A 17,913-nucleotide genomic window follows, 5' to 3' on the forward strand; every position below is an offset into this window, starting at 1 on the left:
GGCGGGAGATGGCTGTCACGGCGGTCGCGTTCGTGGTGTGTCTGCTCGGTGGTGTGGTGCAGGTGGACGACACGTTCTCCTGGCCGCCTGCTGCGGCATATCTCGTTGCTGTGGTGTCTTGTGCGGGGTTGACCGTACGGCGTCAGCGGCCGCTGGTTGCGATGGTTGTCACGACTGCGGCCGGGCTGTTGGTCCCGCCGTTGGGGCTGTTGATGAATCCCCTGATCGTCGCGCCGGCTGTGGTTGCTGCTTATGCCTACTCGCTGACCGCGCCGACCGAACGGCGGGCGGCGGGCGTGGTTTCGCTGGCGTCCCTGGTGCTGCTAGTCGCCTCGATCCCCTTGTCGGGTGGGGTTTCGTGGCAGGACGCGAGCAGGATGGGGATCGTAGCAGCGGTTCCGTTGGTGGCCGGGCTGTTGGGGTACACGGTGCGGAATCGGCGGGACTACCTCGCGGCCGTCGAGGAGCGTGCGCAGCGGGCTGAGGAGACCCGGGACAGCGAGGCGCGCAGGCGGGTGGCCGAGGAGCGGGTGCGGATTGCTCGGGAGTTGCATGATCTCGTGGCGCATCAGATTACTTTGGCCAATGCACAGGCGACGGTTGCTGATCACTTGTTCGATACCCGGCCTGAGCAGACTCGTAAGAGTCTGAAGGAGTTGGTCGAGACGACCAGTCATGCGCTCGATGAGTTGCGGGCCACGGTGGGGTTGTTGCGGCAGACCGGGGATGTTGCGGCGGTCGAGCCGGCGCCGGGGTTGGCTCGGCTGCCCGCGCTTCTCGAGTCCTTCCGGAGCGCGGGGCTGGAGGTGTCGGTGGAGCAAGAGGGTGCGGCTAGGGCGTTGCCGCCGGGGGTTGATCTGACCGCTTACCGCATAGTCCGGGAGGCTCTGACCAATGTGACCAAGCACGCCAGTACTGGTAGGGCACAGGTGCGACTTCATTGGAGTGGTGATCGGGTGAGGATCACCATTGCCGACGACGGAGAATCAGCACCCACCACAGAGCCTGGTTACGGTTTGATCGGGATGCGGGAGCGTGCCACCGCGGTCGGAGGACACTTCTCCGCCAAAAGACGCTCAGAAGGCGGCTTCCTCGTTTCTGCTGAACTGCCCTCGCCCACCAAGGAAACAGAACCAACGGACGGCGACACCCCATGACCATCCAAGTCCTCCTCGCCGACGACCAAGCCCTGCTCCGCGGCGCCTTTCGCCTCCTGCTCGACTCCGCCGACGACATCACCGTCGTCGGTGAGGCCGCCGACGGCCGCGAGTCCGTGCGACTCACCCGCGAACTGCACCCGGACGTCGTGATCATGGACATCCGCATGCCCGACCTCGACGGTCTCGCCGCCACGGCGGAGATCTGCGCGGACCCAGACCTGCGCGCCAGCCGCATCCTGATCCTCACCACCTACGAGACCGACGAGTACGTCGCGCAAGCGCTGCGCGCGGGCGCCGGCGGCTTCATCGGCAAGGGCATCGGCGCCGAGGACCTCCTGAACGCCGTACGGACGATCGCCGACGGCGACACGCTGCTCTCCCCCGCCGCGACCCGCTCCCTCGTGACCCGGTTCCTGGCAACGCCAGCCCAACCTCAGAGCCCCGAGCTCGACGTCCTCACCCCGCGCGAACGCGAGATGGTGGCCCTGGTCGCGACCGGTCTGTCGAACCAGGAGATCGCCGAACGACTGGTCCTCAGTCCCTTCACCGTGCGCGCCCACGTACAGCGCTCGATGACGAAGCTCGAGGCCCGCGACCGGGCGCAACTCGTCGTCATCGCCTACCAAACAGGACTGGCCGGCAGCACCAGCGCCGAGTGAGCCGGCCGCGGCGGCGCGGGCGGCAGCGTGACGAGGTCACGCAGCATCGCGTTGCGTCGCTCCAGGGCCTCCGCCGTCGTGGGAAAGAGCGTCGCCGCGCCGTGGTTCACCAGTCCCTGATTCAGGGCGACGAACTCCCGAAGACTGCTCTCGTACGCCGAAAAGGCCGCGCCGTGATCCTCGTGCGTGGCCAGCGCATGGGCGAGCATGTACGCCCCGACCAGCGCGAGGCTCGACCCTTGCCCGGTCAGAAAAGAAGGCGCGTACGCCGAGTCGCCGACCAGCGCGACCCGGCCGCTGGACCACCGAGGCATCCGGATCTGCCCCGCCGTGTCCATGAACAGGTCGTCCGCCTCGCGCATGGCCTCGACCATGGCAGGAACCACCCAGCCCGCGTCCGCGAAGACGTCGGCGACCAGCTCGATTGGGTTGCCTCGGGCAACGACCGGTTGATGAAAGTTCAGAAAGGCATGGAGCTCGTCCCCCACCGCATACAGCGCCGCGGCCCGACCCGGCGTGTTCCACATCATCAGCTCGTGGGACAGCCCGAAGGTGTTCGGCAGCGTGAAGATCGCGAAGCAGTACCCGAGGTACCGGTGGAAGTCCTCCTCAGGACCGAACACCGACTCCCGGGTCTGCGAATGCATGCCATCGGCACCGATCACCAGGTCGAACGTACGCCGCCGCCCGCTGCGAAACGTGACGTCGACCCCAGCGCCGGACTGGTCAAGGACGTCGATGGAGTCGTTGAAGACGAACTCCACGTCGTCCCGAACGATCCCGTACAAGGCCTCGGCCAGATCCCCCCGCCGTACCTCGAGGTCCTGCCCTTCGACGCTGCCGGCCACGGCGCTCGGGGTGACCGAGACCAGCTCGCTGCCGTCGGCGTTGAGGAAGGTCGCGCGCCGCGAGTCGACGTGCGCGGCCCGCAGCTGCGGCAGGATTCCCATCCGCCGGACCACCTCGATCGCCGTCCCGCGGAGGTCGATGGGATAACCGCCGGCGCGCAGCGCGCCGGCCTTCTCCACCACGGTGACCGCGAATCCGGCCCGGTGCAGCCAGTACGCCAGGGCGGGTCCGGAGATGCTGGCCCCGGAGATCAGAACCCTGCGGGTCATGCGTGAGCTCCCTTCTTCGTCGTACGAACGACCAGCAGCGACAGTGCGGCGACCAGGCCGGCGATCACGAACCCCGTGACGAAGGCCGACTCGGCCGGACGGCCAGACGAGTCGGTCCCGGCGGCGAGGATCGCACCGCCGACCTGGGAGCCCAGCGCAACGCCGATCACCCGAGTCACCACGAGCAGGCTGGTCGCGATGCCGGTGTCCTTCGCCTCGACGGTCGTGGCGGTGCCGGCCAGCAACGCCGTCGTACCGATGCCCGCGGCGAACGCGATCACGGCCTTCGCGACGGCGAGCTGCCACGCCTCGGTGTGCAGCGCGGCCAAGGCGATCATCGTGGCCGCCGTGGCGACACTGCCCACCACGATCACGGCCCGCGGCCCGAACCGCCGTGCCGCGACACCGCCGACCGAGTCACTCAGTGCGCCGGCGATCGCACCGGGCATCAGGAACAGGCCGATCTCGGTAGTGCCGGCCCCGAAGCCGTACCCGTCGGCGTCGACCGCGAACAGCTGCGGGAGCATCAGGAGCACCATCCCGAGACTGATGGTGATGACGAGCGTGAGCACGCACGCGTGCCACATCGCGGGCTTGGCCAGCATGCGCAGGTCGACCATCGGCGACACCGCCCGTCGTTCGACAACGACCCATCCGGTCGCGAGCGCGGCAACAACTACCACGACGGCAGCGATCGCGAGCGGCGGCAGACCGGCGTTGGTCACCGTCACCAGTCCGAGCATCAACGCGAGCAGCGTGCCGCTCAGCAGTACGACGCCGGGCCAGTCGATCCGGTGGTCCGGCTGGGCCGGTGGGTCCTGCGGCATCAGCCGGGTGACGGCCACCGTCGCCGCGATGATCGCGATCGTCGGCAGCGCGAACATCCAGTGCCAGGACAGTCCTTCCGCGATCGGCCCGGCCACCAGCGTTCCCACCATGCCGCCGCCGGTGAACAGCGCGACGACCAGCCCGATCGCCGCTTGGGTCTGCCCCGTCGAGAGGTGCTTGCGGACGAGAATGAACGACAAAGGCAGCGCACCGACCATGACGCCCTGCAGGACCTGGCCGAGCAGCAGCACGGGCAGGTTCGGTGCGACACCGGCCAGCAGGCCACCGGCCGAGACGACGGTCATCAACCATACGAGCACGCGGCGTCCGCCGTACCGGTCGCCGAGTTTGCCCGCGATGGGCGCGACGACCGCACCGGTGACGAGCAGGGCGTTCGCGACCAGTGCGCCTTCGGCAGGACTCACCCCCAGCTCACGTTGCAGCAGCGGGACCGCCGGCTCGACTACTGATTGCAAGGCACCTAGCGCGAGCGCCAAGATGCCCAGGGCACCGATCGACTGCCGCCCGATGCGGGGCGGTGCCGTGAGTACTGTCGTCACCTGTTCAACAACTCCACTGGACGAAGGGAATGCGTGGGAATCACGCGTCTCCCAGACTTCCGTCCAGCGGCCGGTGAGACATCGCCGTCCGGCACCGTCTTCGGCTCGTGCACCTGGACCAGCCGGCCACGCGGTCCTGGTGCGTATGCACTACCGAGGCGCCCAGGGGTCGTCGCGCCGAGAACTACGATCAGGGGCGGGAGTGAATGCCGATGCCGCCGGAGACAGCGATGTTGTTTCCGGTGATGTGGCCGGCGGCGTCGGAGACGAGGAAGGCGACTGCCTCGGCGATGTCGGCGGGAGCACCGACCCGGCCGAGCGGGATCTCGCGAGCCCACGAGTCGACGATCTCCTGGGAAATGCCCATCTTCGCGTAAGCAGGGGTATCGACCAGTCCCGGGCTGACGGCGTTGACCCGGATGCGGCGGGGTGCGAGTTCGAGTGCGAGTGCCCGCATCAGGGGAAGCAGTGCTCCCTTGGCAGCGGTCATGGCTGCTCCGAGACCTTCGCCGGCTCCAACGGTGAACACCACACTCGCTCCCTCACCAAGCAGCGGGAGTGCTTTCTGCAGGGTGAAGAAATTGCCCTTCACGTTGATGTCGAACAAGCTGTCGAAGGCGGCCTCGTCGGTGGACTCGAGCGGGCCTGGACGGGAGACGCCGGCGTTCAGGAAGAGCACGTCGAGGTGTCCGAGGTACTGGCGCGCCCGGTCGATCGCCGCATCGATGTCGGTGAGTGAACCTGCGTCGGCCTCGATGACCGCGATGTCGGCGGGCAGCCCTGCCGCGGCGAGGTCGCCGCGGCCTGTGACCATCACGCGATAGCCGCGTGAGTGGAGGAGTTCGGCGGTGCTCTTTCCTATGCCACTGGTTCCGCCGGTGATGAGTGCTGTCTTGAGTGCCACTGTTGGTCTCCTCGAGTGATGACGATTGCTGATGGCGATGCCGCAGGGGGGTCCGGTGTCAGGAGTGCGGGTCTTCCACCAGAGCGCTCATCACCAGGTCGGAGAGCATCGAGGTGCGCTCCAGATGGTGGCTCTCCTCGAGCAGACCAGTGGTGAGCAACGCATAGGAGAGCTCGTGTTCAGGATCGACCCAGAGGCCGGTCGAGCCCGCGCCCATGTGACCGAAGGTGCCCGGGGAGTTGAGCATTCCGAACGGCCCCGGGCTGATGCCTTCGCCGCGCACGCGCAGACCGAGGCCGATGTTGTCGGGAAAGCGACGCCATCCGCGAGGAGCGAGGATGGGGTCCCAGACCGTGTTCGGTTTGTCGCCGATCCAGTTGCGCGCCGCCAGCCGGAGAGTGGCCGGCGCGAGCAAACGGACGCCGTCCAGCTCGCCACCGCGACGCAGCATCTCGGCGAAACGATGAAGATCGGTGATCGTGGTGAGCCCTCCTGCGGCCGGGAACTCGGCGCCGGGGGCGAGAATGACCTCCTCGACGAGCGGTTCGATGAGGGTGGCGGGGAATGCGTCGTACGGGACCTCCTGCGCGCCCCTCACCGGACAGACCCGGGCCTCGAGATCTGTGCGCAGGCCAAGGCTGGTGTCGCTCATCCCCAGCGGCTGAAAGACCTCGTCGCGGAGCATTGCCGAGTAGCTACGGCCGCGCCCGTCGACTCGTAGACACATCGCCGCGATGATCGAATGCGCGACCAGCATCGAGTAGCTGACCCGCTCGCCCGGGAGGCACTCAGCCGGGAGGCTGCCCAGCAACTCCACGAGCTTCTCGATGTTTCCGAGCACGTCCGGACCGGCATTGGGGACTCCGGCCATGATTCCGCCGGTATGGGTCAGCAGGTGGAAGAGCGTGATCGTCTCCTTTCCGAACCTCCCGAACTCGGGGATGGTGTCCGCGACGGGGCTGTGCAGCCGGAGGAGTCCTCGTTCGACCAGACCCAGGACAAGCACCGTGGTGAACGGCTTGCACGCCGACATCGTCACGAAAACGGAATCCGTGGCGAGGCGCCGGCCCGTCGCCTTGTCCGCGTAGCCGTCCACGAAGTCGACAACGACCTGCCCGCGCCGGCTGACCCGCATCGCGGCGCCGTGGATATATCCCGACTCGATCTGAGCGCTGAGCACGTTGCTCACGCGATGTAGTCGCTCGGCATCGAAGCCCAGCTGAATCACGTTCTCGTTGATCATTCGACCTCCTGGGGGTTCTGTGCGCCGTGAAGGTCAGCACCCTGTGGGAGATCCAGCGGCACACCAGATGATGACACTGTATGACATCGTGACAGACACTGACAAGTAGGCAGACTCCGACTTCATGGCAGCACGGGGTACCGTGGTGACATGACGCGGCCTGCACCGGACACTGCGACCCGAGCACCCACCTTGCGGGACCGGACGCGTCAACTGGTGGCGCAGGAGATCCTGGACACGGCGCTGCGCTTGTTCACCGAGCAGGGCTACGAAGAAACTTCCATCGCCCAGGTCGCGCGCGAGGCAGGAGTCTCCGACCGCACCGTCTTCCGTTACTTCCGTACGAAGGAAGACCTCCTGGGCGGCAATCAGCAGGAGTTCAGCCGAGTCCTGGCCGCCGCGGTCCGTGACCAGCCGGCCGAGGCTGATGTCTGGACAGCGCTGCGCGCGGCGATCGCGGCGGCGCAGGCGATGAACGAAAGCCGCGAGCAGGCTCTCGAGCGGTTTCGCCTTCTGCACGGCACTGCGGCGCTGCGCGCCGGCTGGCTTGAGAAACGCCTACGGCTCCAAGAGGATCTGCTCCCCTTCGTCAAGGCGCGGATGGGTGCTCTGGGCGGGAACGACCACGGAGCCCGCGCGGTGATCGCAACGGTGTTCGCCTGCCTGGACACAGCCTCGACGACCTGGGTTGCCGAGCACGGCAAGGGCGAGATCATGGACCTGTACGACGAGTGCATCGCCGCAGTACGAGTGCCTCTCGACTGATCAGCGAGCGAGCAGACCCTGATCTGATAGCCGGTCGACGTCGGTGATCAGCGGGTTGTGTAGACCGCCCGCCGACTTGGTGCCGGGTAGGTGATTCTCACCGATGCGAGGACCGTCAAGCCTCACCAGACCGGCGATCAGATCGAGGCTGACCCGGCCACCGCCATCAAGTACCTCGCTCCGGGACTCGATGCCTGGCTCGCCGATCTGAAGCGCGCAGCCGAAGCCCGCTCCGGCCGGTCCTGAGAGGCGCAGCTACGACGTCGTGCCGGAGACCTGGTCGAGAATGCCGGAATTCCGCAGTTCCCGGCGCGACGAGATGCCGAGCTTGCGGAAGATGGCACGCAGGTGAGCGTCGACGGTCCGAGGGCTGATGAACAGGCGGCCGGCGACTTCGTTGGTGGTTGCGCCGGTCGCGACCAGCCGGGCGACACAGGTTTCCTGCAGGGTGAGTTGGTCGTAGGAAGACGTCGATCGGTTTCGGACCTTGTCGCCGGTGGCCCGGAGTTCGTCGGCGGCTCGCTGGGCGAATGCCTCGAGGCCGGCTCCGGAGAGCAACTCGTGGGCGATGTGCAGGTGTTCGCGGCAGTCCCGTCGACGGCCTTCCCGGCGTAGCCATTCGCCGTACAGGAGACGAGCCCTGGCCCGGTACGGGAGCAGCGGGCTCTCCTCGAGGCGCTCGACGGCTTCGCGGTAGTGATCCTCGACTCCGGTCACCAGTCCTCGGGCGTAGGCCGCAACGCCCAGCCCGAAGGTGGTACCGCTGGCCTCGGTACGCTCGGTCAGCGACTTCAGCGCCGTCGCCGCGAGTTCGGGCTCACCGCACCGCATGGCCGCCTCGATCAACTCCGACAGCGAGATACCGGCGAGGTAGAGCTCGCCGTCGGCGCTCGCGCGCCGGGCCGCGGTCAGCGCCGCGGGATAGTTGGCCAGGCCGTTGTTGAGCACGGCTTCGGCCCAGTGGACGTTGGCGATCTGCTGGCTCGCGCCCCGGACCGCCGCCGCCGCGGTGGCCGTCTCGAACAGTTCGAGCGCTTCCTGGCGACGGCCGCGCATGGCGGCCAGTTGCAGCCGGTGGTAGAAGACGGGTGGTCCGCCGATCGCGTCGGCGATGGCCTCCTCCTCGGCGATGGCTTCCATTGCCTTCCCGAAGTCGCCGGTCAGCGCGGCGTTCGACGTCGTCTGGGCGAGGCCGAGGCGCAGCAGATGGGGCGAACCCGACTCCCGGCCGGTCTTCATCAGCCAGTCCACGATGGTGTCGTGGAGTTGCGGGTCCCACAGTTCGGCCGCGAGAACGATGGCGAGGGCGGGCCGCTGGGTCCACAGCGGACCGTCATCGCCGTCCAGAACCTCGCGAATCAAGGGAACTCCGACCCGGTGGCCGTCCGTGGCCAGCCGTGTCAACGCCTGCAGGGTGTCGGGGGACTGTGAGGCCAGAGTCGCGTCCTGTGCCGCGGCCAGGGCCATGTCCATCACTCCGCCGGCCCGGCCGACGACCAGGCTCATTTCCAGCGCATCCAGGACACATTCGCGGGCCCGGGCCGGGTCCGACTCCGCGAGCCGTCGGGCGGCGCGCAGCACGAACGTGGGCCCGTTGCCGTCACTGTGCCTGACATAGGCGATCTGCCCGCGCAGCAAGTCGATCCGGGTGAGCTGGAGTTCGTCGAGGGCGACGTTCTCGATGGAGGTGAGGAGGTTCGCGGCCGTATCGGTGGCAGCCGCGTCGAGGTGGGCCTGGACCGCCGCGAGGGTCCGATCGATGCGTTGAGGCGCGCGGGTGGACAGGGCGGCCGAGCGTTCGATGAAGGCCGCCGCGGCCACCACCCCGCCGCGCGCCCGGGCACGGGACGCGGACCGGTCCAGTTCGTCGGCGACATCGTCGTCGGGGCCGGTACAGGCCTGGGCACGGTGCCAGGCCCGACGGTCCGGGTCCGCGTCCGCGTTGGTGACTTCGGCCAGTACGCGATGGGCAGTACGGCGTAGATCCGGGTCCGCGGCCCGGTACACCGCTGAGCGGGCCAGCGGATGACAGAAGCGGACGCGGGTCGAGAACTCGACGAGCCCGGTGGCGGCCGCGGCGGCGCCCACCGTGACCGGGTCGATCTCCAGGAGCCGCGCGGCAGGCCACAACAGCCCGGGATCGCCGGTCGGGTCCGCGCTCGCGATCGTCAGCAGCAGTCTCGCCTCGTCGGCCAACCGCGGCAGCCTGGCCTGGAACCCGCGTTCGATCCGGGTCGGTACGAACGACAGGTCCGGCGCGTCGAAACCGCCGGCGGTGGGCAGTTCGAGCAGGGCCAACGGATTCCCGCGGGCCTCCGCCATGATCCGCTGACCTACCTGATCGTCGAGCGTCAGATGGCTTCTGGCGGTCAGCAGGGAGCGCGCATCGAGGTCGTTCAATCCGCCGACGGACAGGTGCGGGAGTTCATCGAGCTCGCCGGCCGCGGTCTCCGAACGGAGCGCGAGCACGATGGCGACCTGCTCGGAGCCGACCCGCCGGGCGACGAAGGCCAGTGCCTTCGACGACGCCGTGTCCAGCCACTGAGCGTCGTCGATCAGACACAGCAGCGGACCATCAGAGGCCGCGGCGGCCAGCAGTTCCAGCGTCGCCAGGCCGATACGGAACATGTCCGGCGCCCCGCTGATCAGCCCGAACGCGACCTGCAGCGCCTCGCGATGCTGGGCAGGAAGCTCATCCAGATGACTCAGCAGCGGCACGCACAGCTGGTGCAAGGCCGCGAACGGCAGTTCCATCTCGTACTGCGATCCCGAAGCCTCGACGATCTGGAACCCGGACGCCGCCCGCCGGGCGTGGTCCAGCAAGGTGCTCTTGCCGATCCCCGCCTCACCGCGCAGGACCAGCGCCCCGCCACGACTCACGCGGGCGGCACCGACGAGCTCGTCGAGGCGCCGGACCTCGCCTTGCCTGCCGACGATCCGGCCGCGAGCACCGGCGAGCGCGGGCGAGGCTCGATGACTGGCGACGGACACGGTCACCGAGCCGTTCGGCATCGAGAACGCGACGTCGCAGCGTCCTCCCGTGGCCAGCAGCAGATCGGTCTCCTGCCTGAGCGAGTCAGGGCCTTCATCGCGTTGCCGTCGATCGCGGTGACGGTGATCATGGGGTGGTCACTCCTGTGTCGTGAGGCTCGGTCAGAACAAGGCGATGGGGTTGACCGGGACGCCTGTCAGACCATGGACGCGCGGTGGCGCGATGGTGAGCATGAAGCTGTAGCGCCCGAGTAGTGCGCACAGCGCGGCGAGGTCGTCGAGCTCAGCCGCGTCGATCAGTGGCATTGCCATCCGGCCCAGTCCGACACCGTGCAGCGGCGACGGCCCGCCCGGATCCAGCGGTGGGTAGGCGTCGCCCCTGTCGCTGGCGATGATGGCGATCCCTCGGAGATGCATCCACCGCACCGCGTCGATGCTGATTCCCGGTGACGACGTGCCCGGGATCGGCGTACTCGTCCAGCCGAGCCGTACCACCAGCGCGTCGCCGGACTCCACGTGGACTCCCTGCCGCTGCTCGGCTTGCTCGAAGTCGTGCGACGTCACCGCATACCCGGCGGGAAGCGGACCATCGTCGGCCAGATCGAGCAGGATGCCCCGCGTGACGATCCCCGCGGCGAAGGCAGTTGTCGACCCGTGGGTGACACCTCCCGGCGTGACGGCCTGGTCCCTCGGGCGGCCCGGATACACCTCGCCCTCCAGTGACCAGTGCGACAGCGCATCGAGGTGCGTCGACTTCGCGTGGTGGTTCGAGACGAGCATCAGATCGGCCGCCACGCCCACCCCGGTGTGAGCCATGATCTGCTGGACGGGTGAGACCTCGACCGTCGTCGGCGCGAACGGACTCATGACCATCGGGTTGGGCGTGACCGGCTGCGCCAGCGACGCCCACCGACCGGTCCGTACCTCCGCAGCGGCCTTCTCCCGTACGTCGTCGGTGATGAGGTTGAGCGTGCCTAGTTCGTCGCCGGCTCCCCACCGCCCCCAGTTGGTCGGCAGGTCAGGATCGAGCGGAACAGCCATCAGATGTTGCCTCCGTCATCTGGTCGAAGTGGGTCGGCGATGCCGTGCGGTACCGGAGACTGATCTTGCCGCAGCCCCCGACGTCACCAGTCGCCGATCTCGCGGGCGACGTCGCGGTGTAGTTCGAGGATCGCCCTTATCGCCTTGGGGTTGCGGCGTCCCAAGCCGCACACGGTGCTGATGCCGAACTCCTGCAGATACGGGCGGGAAGGTCTCGAAGCCGAACGCGACCGAGTCGAGGTGGCGCAGGTCAGCGACCTCGAGTTGCGGGACCTTTCGCAGGTCGGACGCCAGGCTCGGTACCCAGTTCTTACGGGTGGTCTCTCCATCGGGAACCCTGACCACACGGTCGGCGAGAAGGTCTCCGACGATCGCGAAGACGTCGTCGGCAGAGTCGAGATTGAGGCTGCCGTTGAGGTGTACACGGGGCACTGGAACTCCCTCCACATCGATCACTCCGAGCTCCACGCGCGCGGGCGACGTGCGTGGACAGCGCCTGTCATTGCGGGCCACTGTACCTACAGTCAATATAGGCAGTCTATATTCAATATGGCCACGCTGCACTCGATCATCGAGCGGCGGCGCGAACGATAGACTCCCGCACAGTGGATCTGCGTCTCAGAAGGGTCAGGGTTTCGTGCCGCAGGACGACGAAGTCACCCGGCCGCAACGCCGCTCGTACCACGCGCCACTGCGGGCGAAGGCAGCCTCGGAGACCCGCGCCGTGATTCTCGCTGCGGCCACGCGGCTGTTCGTCGAGCATGGCTACGCCAACGTGACCGTTCCCCAGATCGCCCAGTTGGCCGGGACGGCCGTTCCGACGGTGTACGCCAGCACCGGCGGCAAGGGCGCCATCCTGACGAACCTGATCGAGGACGGTCTGCAGCGCGGCACTGCTGACGAGGCGATCGCGTTGCTACGCCGAACCGACCAGCCAACCGAGGTGATCGCCGCGGCCGCCCATGGCACTCGCGTCGACAACGAACGAGATCACGGCATCATCAGGGTTGTGGTCGGCGCCGCGCACACGGACAAGCACGCTGCCGGGGCGCTCGTCCGCGTGAACGAGGGCTACCGGGGAGCCCTCGAGGCGGTGGTCGAGCGGCTGGGTGAGCTCGAGGCGCTACGATCCGACCTCACCTCCGACCGCGCCACCGACGTTCTCTGGTACTACCTCGGGCATCACTCGTGGCATGAGCTGGTCGTTGCGCAGGGTTGGTCCTGGGACGTCACCGAGGAGTGGCTCACGAACCAGCTCAGGGCAGCGGTTCTTCCCTGAGCCGCACCGCCGGGGTGCTTTGTCGATCGACCAGGTGGGCGGCAATCATTTCGTGGCGTCCTGGTCCTTGGTAGCCGTGGATTCGGTCGTCGAGGAGCCGCAGGGCCGCTTCAACGATGGCGGCCTTGTCGGGGCTGACGGTGGTCAGTGGCGGCCACAGATGTCGCGAGATGATCAGGTCGTCCCAGCCGGTGACAGCCACGTCGTCGGGGACCGCCAGTCCGTGGGAGTGGAGGGCGTGCAGCGCTCCGGTGGCCAGTGCGTCGTCTCGGCAGGCGATCGCGTCGAAGGTGAGGCCGCTGTCGAGGGCTTCGGTCACCGCACGATGGCCGTCGTCGGCAGAGTAGTAATCCACTGACAGGCGGAGTCGGCGATCGAGGCGGATGCCGGCCGCGCGCAGCGCCTTCTTGTATCCGTCGAAGCGCTGGCTGGTGGTGTGGGTCGAGGCTTCGCGTTCGGTTCCGAGGAAGGCGATCCGTCGACAGCCGCGCTCGATCAGGTGCGTAGTCACCTCGCGGGCCGCCGCTACGTTGTCGATCATCACGTGATCGACCGTTGTGGGGGCGGGCCCTTCCCCGAGCAGCACCAGCGGGAAGCCTGGTTGCCGGTCCGCGAGGTCGTTGGCCTCCAGCGCCACCGGGTGGAAGATGACGCCGTCGACGAGCCCTCGTTCGCGTTCCTCCAGAATGGCCAGCTCGTTGGCGCGTTCGCCGTTGGTCTGCTCGATCACCACGCGAAGACCCTGCGTGCGGGCGGCCCGATCGATGAGGTTCGAGATCTCGGCGAAGTACGGCACGGTGACGGACGAGACAGCGACGGCGACGGTACCGGTCCGGCCCGTGGCCAACCGCCGGGCGGTGACATTGGGGCGGTAGCCCAGCTCCTCGATGGCGGCCTGGACCCGGAGCCGGGTCGCCGGCGATGCCGACCCCGTGCCGTTGACGACATTCGAGACCGTCTTCATCGAGACACCGGCCCGGACCGCAACATCCGTCAATCGCGGTGTGCCCATCAGGCCCCCTTGCGTCGCGTTGCGGCCGATCGTATCCCGTCGCCCGTAGCTTGCGCAGAAGCCTTACCGGGTTGACGCTTGACACTAGTACAGCGCTGTACCAATGTGGAGCGAACCGCCCCTGCACTCCTCCGAACAAGGAGCCAGCATGCCGTCACCCGAACGCAAGATCTCCCGGCGTCTCCTGCTCGCAAGCTCGGCCGCCGCCGTAGCCGTACCAGCCGCCATCAGCTCCAGCGCACCGGCGCTCGCCGCCGGCCGGACCCGTCGAGCAGCATCCCTGAAGCTGGACTCGTCGACCTACCTCGAGCTCGACGCTGCCTTCCTCGGCACGCAGACCGCGCACTACTCGCGCATCAAGAAGCTGGCCGACGGTAGCTTCGTCCTGTTCTACCAAAGCGCCCAGTACGCCTGGAACGTGTTGTCGACGACCAGCCCGGATCTGAAGCAGTGGGCCCAGCCGAAGGTGCTGTTCGCGTCCCGGAAGATTCTCGACGGCGCCGATGACCGGTGCTACGCGACCGCGGACGGTTGTGTCCTGGACAACGGTGACCTGCTCGTCGTCTCGTCCTTCCGGGCCAATCGCGGCTTCAGCTCCAACATGCTGGAAGACGGCCTGATGCTGCGCCGCAGTACCGACAACGGCAGGACCTGGGGCCCAGAGCAGGTGATCTACGTCGGTGCGAACTGGGAGCCCTTCATCCACCAGACCGACACTGGCGAGGTCCAGGTCTACTTCACCCATATCGCGCCGAAGGTAGCGACTCAAGGCACCACTGGCTCGACCGGTGTCGCGATCATCAGGTCCCACGACCGAGGCCGGAGCTGGACTCCCGACGTCCGCCAGTCCCCGTGGGCCGCCGATCGGGTCGCGCAGCAGTACACCAGCACGACCGACGACGGCGTCAAGAAGTTCACCGACCAGATGCCCAGCGCACTGCAGATCGGATCGAACGGCCGGATCGCGTTGGCCATGGAATCCCATCTGGCCAACGGGAACTACATGATCTCGTTGACCCACACAACCAACAACTGGCCCGACAAGCTGGGTATCGACCAGTCCGGGCCCGCCGATCGCCAGAACAACCTGTTCCTCGGCGCCGGTCCCTACCTGGCCCGCTTCCCCTCGGGCGAATCGGTCCTGGCCTACAACCAGGGTTCCCGGCAATGGATCCGCGTCGGGGACGCCGACGCCCGCCAGTTCGGTGCCGCCGAGACCTTCCTGCCCGGCACCGGCTACTGGGGCGCGATCGAGCTGGCCGGTCCCCGGCGCCTGGTCACCACGATGGCCAACGTCCGCTCCGGTGGCAACAAGATCATGATCGGCGTTCTTGACCTTGTGAGCTAGCGGCCCGGCGGTGCGGCGACACGTCGTGGCGGAGGATGCTGTACGACGCCAGGTCGTGGTACTCGCCGCCGCGGAACTGGGCGCCCCGGAGAATGCCTTCGCGAACGAATCCGGCTTTCTCCAGGGCACGCTGCTCGGCGATGTTCTCGGTAGCGGTCTGTGCGTCGATCCGGTTCACTTCGGTGTGGTCGAACAGGTACTCGACGAGAAGCCGTTGAGCGCGGGTGCCGATGCCCGCGCCACGGACTTCGGGTGTCAGGCCGATCCCGATGTTCCAGCCGCGGTTGAGTGGGCCGAAGGGCGTCGACCGCCAGGAGACCATGCCGACGGCCTGGTCCTGCCGATGGACCATCAGAGTCCCGGAATCCGCGCCGAGCATCCCGTCCTGCGACCACCGGCGCCGCGTTTGGCCGGGATCGGAGTACCCGAACCACTCGAAGGCAGAACTCGTCGCGGGCCAGGTGTTGCGGAGCGACTCCACGAGAGCAAGGTCAGCTTCGGTCACCGGACGGAGGTGTATCTCGGATGTCATCACGTGGTCAGCATCCCTCGGGGTCCTGGATGTTCGCGTCGGCGATGATCGCCTAGCTGAATCGCCCTCAGGATAAGGCGGCCGGGGTCCGATCTCGGTGGTTCTCACCGACGCGAAGGTGGTGCTCGGCGCGGCATCGTCGGAGATGTCATCCCGCATCCGGCAAGGAGAACTGTTCATGAGTACAGCCGTTGTCAACTCCAGCGGTGTTTTCGATCCCACCACCGGCCGAGGCGATCTGGCCGGCCGCGTCTTCCTGTGGTTCGCGTCGGTCTCGACCGTCTTCGCGTTCGGGAAAGGCATCGTCGACAGTCTGGCCGCCGATGACGACCGGTTGTTCGTGGAGTTCTGGCGGATGACGTCGTACTTCGTGTTCATCGCGATCTTCGCCGTCCTCGCCCTGCGGCCCCGCCGTTCACCGGTGATCTGGGAAGCGACCTTCCTCGCCAAGAGTGCGTTGGTGGTCTTCACTGCCTTCGCCGTGGACATCCCCGAGGCCGGGATGGCCCTGGTCGCCGACTCGATGCTCGTCGTCTGTCTGATCGTCGGCTGGTTCTTGAGCCAGGGACGGGAGTCCTGGCGATCGGCCGGCTGAAGTCGTCGTCGATCTGAGCCGGTACGCCGTACGTGGTCACGGTTGCCTTCGACAACAAGCTTCGACCGCATGCTCGATAAATGGCGCGCGCCCAGGTGGGCGGTTCGGCTACCGTTCGCGTCATGCACTACTACTTCTTCGTCTGATTCCTTCGAGGAGTCGCGGGCCGTCGGCTGTCTTGCCGCGCCCGCGCGGTCAACTCTGTCGCTGCGACCGAGAAGTGAGATCTGATGAAGAACACCAGTAGTTTCCACACCGTGCTCGCCGACGTCGTCCGCGCTCCGGGCGGACGGACCGTGCTCGACGGGATCAGCCAGTCCGTCGCGCTCGGCGAGCGCATCGGCGTGATCGGCGAGAACGGCTCCGGCAAGTCGACCTTGCTGCGCGTCCTGGCCGGGATCGACCTGCCCGACAGCGGCCAGGTCCGGACGCACGTGCCGGGCGGGATCGGCTACCTGCCGCAGACTCCGGACCTGCCTCCGGGTGACACGGTGCAGGACGCGGTCGACCATGCCCTCCACGACCTCCGCGAGCTGGAGGCGAAGATGCGGTCGGCCGAGGAAGAGCTCGCAACGGAGCCGACGAACCTGGACGAGGTGCTCCAGCAGTACGGCGAACTGATGGAAGCCTTCGAAGCTCGCGACGGCTACGCGGCCGACGCCCGGGTCGAGGCCGCGATGCACGGCCTGGGCCTTGCCGACATCAAACGCGACCGGCTGCTCGGATCCCTGTCCGGCGGCGAGCAGTGTCGCCTCGGCCTGGCCTGCATCCTGGCCGCTTCACCGCAGCTGCTCCTGCTGGACGAACCGACCAACCACCTCGACGCCGCCGCGCTCGAGTGGCTGGAGGAGCGACTGCGCGACCACCCCGGCAGCATCGTCGTGGTCTCCCACGACCGGGTCTTCCTCGAACGGGTGACCACCGCGCTGTGGGAGGTCGACGCCGAGCAGCACACCGTCGTACGGCATGGGAACGGGTACGCCGGATTCCTGCAGGCGCGCCAGGCTGCGCGGCTGCGGTGGGAGCAGGAGTACGAGGAGTGGCAGGAGGAGATGGCCCGGCAGAAGGACCTGGCCCGGAAGGCTGCCAACACGCTGGCCTCGGGGCCGCGGCCCGACGCCGAGGCGGCCGGGCGTCATCAGCGCAGCGTGGAGAAGCAGATCTCCGCGCGCGTCCGCCAGGCCAAGGAGCGCGTACGACGGCTCGAGGACAACCCGGTCCCCCGGCCGCCGGCCCCGATGCGGTTCACCGCGAAGCCTCAGGGCGGCGCCGCCACCAAGGGGACGCTCGCGGATCTCCACCAGGTCAAGGTCGAAGGCCGGCTCGACGTGCGCAGCCTGGAGATCAAGACCGGCGACCGCCTGCACATCGTCGGCCCGAACGGTGCCGGCAAGAGCACGCTGCTGCGCGTCCTGGCCGGGGATCTCGCGCCCGACCAGGGTGACGTCCGGCGACCGGCCCGGATCGGTTGGCTCCCGCAGCAGACCGTCGTCGCCAAACCCGGCGAACCGCTGCTCAGGGCCTACGCCCGAGGCCTTCCCGGTACGCCGGACGAGCACCGTGGCGCGCTCCTCGGACTGGGTCTGTTCCGTCACCACGACCTGCAGACCCCGGTCGGCAAGCTGTCGACCGGCCAGCTGCGCCGCCTCGACCTCGCCCGGTTGCTGCACCGTCCGGTCGACCTGATGCTGCTGGACGAGCCCACCAACCACCTGTCCCCGGCCCTGGTCGAGGACCTCGAGAACGCCCTGTCCGACTACCGAGGAGCCCTGATCGTCGTGTCCCACGACCGGATGCTCGCCCGCCGCTTCCAGGGCCGGACCCTCGCACTGGAGGACGGTCGCCTGACCGCCTAGATCGATCAGCATCTATTGACTT

Annotated in this window: 17 protein-coding genes; 9 read left to right on the forward strand and 8 right to left on the reverse strand. The window is 67.9% G+C overall.

The genetic code is table 11. From position 1 onward, the window contains the following. The first annotated feature begins 8 nt into the window (after positions 1–8). On the forward strand, positions 9–1,157 hold the full coding sequence (locus tag ACLQ2O_RS20425; protein ID WP_425833640.1) for a sensor histidine kinase: 1,149 nt from the start codon (positions 9–11) through the stop codon (positions 1,155–1,157). Beyond that, positions 1,154–1,819: a response regulator gene (locus ACLQ2O_RS20430; protein WP_425833642.1), complete on the forward strand. Its 666-nt coding sequence runs from the start codon at positions 1,154–1,156 to the stop codon at positions 1,817–1,819. The genes ACLQ2O_RS20425 and ACLQ2O_RS20430 overlap by 4 nt, the downstream gene beginning before the upstream one ends. On the opposite strand, the gene ACLQ2O_RS20435 is transcribed toward ACLQ2O_RS20430, so the two are convergent. The 4 genes from ACLQ2O_RS20435 to ACLQ2O_RS20450 form a co-directional block, all read right to left on the reverse strand. Beyond that, complete coding sequence (locus ACLQ2O_RS20435; RefSeq protein ID WP_425833644.1) at positions 1,780–2,937, reverse strand: FAD-dependent monooxygenase; 1,158 nt, start codon at positions 2,935–2,937, stop codon at positions 1,780–1,782. The genes ACLQ2O_RS20430 and ACLQ2O_RS20435 overlap by 40 nt on opposite strands. After that, positions 2,934–4,325: an MFS transporter gene (locus ACLQ2O_RS20440; RefSeq protein ID WP_425833646.1), complete on the reverse strand. Its 1,392-nt coding sequence runs from the start codon at positions 4,323–4,325 to the stop codon at positions 2,934–2,936. The genes ACLQ2O_RS20435 and ACLQ2O_RS20440 overlap by 4 nt, the downstream gene beginning before the upstream one ends. 190 nt (positions 4,326–4,515) lie before the next feature. Beyond that, positions 4,516–5,229 carry an SDR family NAD(P)-dependent oxidoreductase gene (locus ACLQ2O_RS20445; protein WP_425833648.1) on the reverse strand — a complete coding sequence of 238 codons (714 nt, stop codon included), beginning with the start codon at positions 5,227–5,229 and terminating at the stop codon, positions 4,516–4,518. A 58-nt stretch (positions 5,230–5,287) separates the two neighbouring features. Further along, entirely contained in the window at positions 5,288–6,472 is a 1,185-nt protein-coding gene (locus ACLQ2O_RS20450; protein WP_425833650.1) for a serine hydrolase domain-containing protein, read from the reverse strand. 150 nt (positions 6,473–6,622) lie between these two features. On the opposite strand from ACLQ2O_RS20450, the gene ACLQ2O_RS20455 reads away from it, so the two are divergent. Next, positions 6,623–7,237, forward strand: a complete 615-nt coding sequence (locus ACLQ2O_RS20455) for a helix-turn-helix domain-containing protein (RefSeq protein WP_425833652.1) — start codon at positions 6,623–6,625, stop codon at positions 7,235–7,237. Positions 7,238–7,327: 90 nt separating this feature from the next. Next, positions 7,328–7,483, forward strand: a complete 156-nt coding sequence (locus tag ACLQ2O_RS20460; protein ID WP_425833654.1) for a hypothetical protein — start codon at positions 7,328–7,330, stop codon at positions 7,481–7,483. A gap of 9 nt (positions 7,484–7,492) precedes the next feature. Here ACLQ2O_RS20460 and ACLQ2O_RS20465 read toward each other — a convergent pair whose 3' ends face one another. Both ACLQ2O_RS20465 and ACLQ2O_RS20470 read right to left on the reverse strand, forming a co-directional pair. Then, on the reverse strand, positions 7,493–10,249 hold the full coding sequence (locus ACLQ2O_RS20465; protein ID WP_425833656.1) for an AAA family ATPase: 2,757 nt from the start codon (positions 10,247–10,249) through the stop codon (positions 7,493–7,495). A gap of 141 nt (positions 10,250–10,390) precedes the next feature. Then, positions 10,391–11,269 (reverse strand): cyclase family protein, encoded by an 879-nt coding sequence (locus ACLQ2O_RS20470; RefSeq protein WP_425833658.1) that lies wholly within the window; start codon positions 11,267–11,269, stop codon positions 10,391–10,393. A 174-nt stretch (positions 11,270–11,443) separates the two neighbouring features. On the opposite strand from ACLQ2O_RS20470, the gene ACLQ2O_RS20475 reads away from it, so the two are divergent. Further along, positions 11,444–11,863, forward strand: a complete 420-nt coding sequence (locus tag ACLQ2O_RS20475; RefSeq protein WP_425833660.1) for a hypothetical protein — start codon at positions 11,444–11,446, stop codon at positions 11,861–11,863. Between the two features lie 43 nt (positions 11,864–11,906). Then, positions 11,907–12,548, forward strand: a complete 642-nt coding sequence (locus ACLQ2O_RS20480; protein ID WP_425833662.1) for a TetR/AcrR family transcriptional regulator — start codon at positions 11,907–11,909, stop codon at positions 12,546–12,548. Here ACLQ2O_RS20480 and ACLQ2O_RS20485 read toward each other — a convergent pair. After that, positions 12,526–13,560, reverse strand: coding sequence for a LacI family DNA-binding transcriptional regulator (locus ACLQ2O_RS20485; RefSeq protein ID WP_425833664.1), 1,035 nt, complete (start codon positions 13,558–13,560; stop codon positions 12,526–12,528). The two genes, ACLQ2O_RS20480 and ACLQ2O_RS20485, sit on opposite strands and share 23 nt — an antisense overlap. Positions 13,561–13,708: 148 nt before the next feature. Between ACLQ2O_RS20485 and ACLQ2O_RS20490 the strand changes: the two genes are divergently transcribed. After that, entirely contained in the window at positions 13,709–14,908 is a 1,200-nt protein-coding gene (locus tag ACLQ2O_RS20490) for a hypothetical protein (RefSeq protein ID WP_425833666.1), read from the forward strand. On the opposite strand, the gene ACLQ2O_RS20495 is transcribed toward ACLQ2O_RS20490, so the two are convergent. Next, positions 14,877–15,620: a GNAT family N-acetyltransferase gene (locus ACLQ2O_RS20495; RefSeq protein ID WP_425834013.1), complete on the reverse strand. Its 744-nt coding sequence runs from the start codon at positions 15,618–15,620 to the stop codon at positions 14,877–14,879. The genes ACLQ2O_RS20490 and ACLQ2O_RS20495 overlap by 32 nt on opposite strands. Here ACLQ2O_RS20495 and ACLQ2O_RS20500 point away from each other — a divergent pair. Together ACLQ2O_RS20500 and abc-f are read left to right on the forward strand one after the other, a co-directional pair. Next, positions 15,619–16,035, forward strand: coding sequence for a hypothetical protein (locus ACLQ2O_RS20500; RefSeq protein WP_425833668.1), 417 nt, complete (start codon positions 15,619–15,621; stop codon positions 16,033–16,035). The genes ACLQ2O_RS20495 and ACLQ2O_RS20500 overlap by 2 nt on opposite strands. 230 nt (positions 16,036–16,265) lie before the next feature. Then, positions 16,266–17,891, forward strand: coding sequence for a ribosomal protection-like ABC-F family protein (abc-f, locus tag ACLQ2O_RS20505; RefSeq protein WP_425833671.1), 1,626 nt, complete (start codon positions 16,266–16,268; stop codon positions 17,889–17,891). Positions 17,892–17,913 lie beyond the last annotated feature (22 nt).

The organism is Kribbella sp. DT2 (assembly GCF_049844575.1).
Classification (GTDB): Bacteria; Actinomycetota; Actinomycetes; order Propionibacteriales; family Kribbellaceae; genus Kribbella.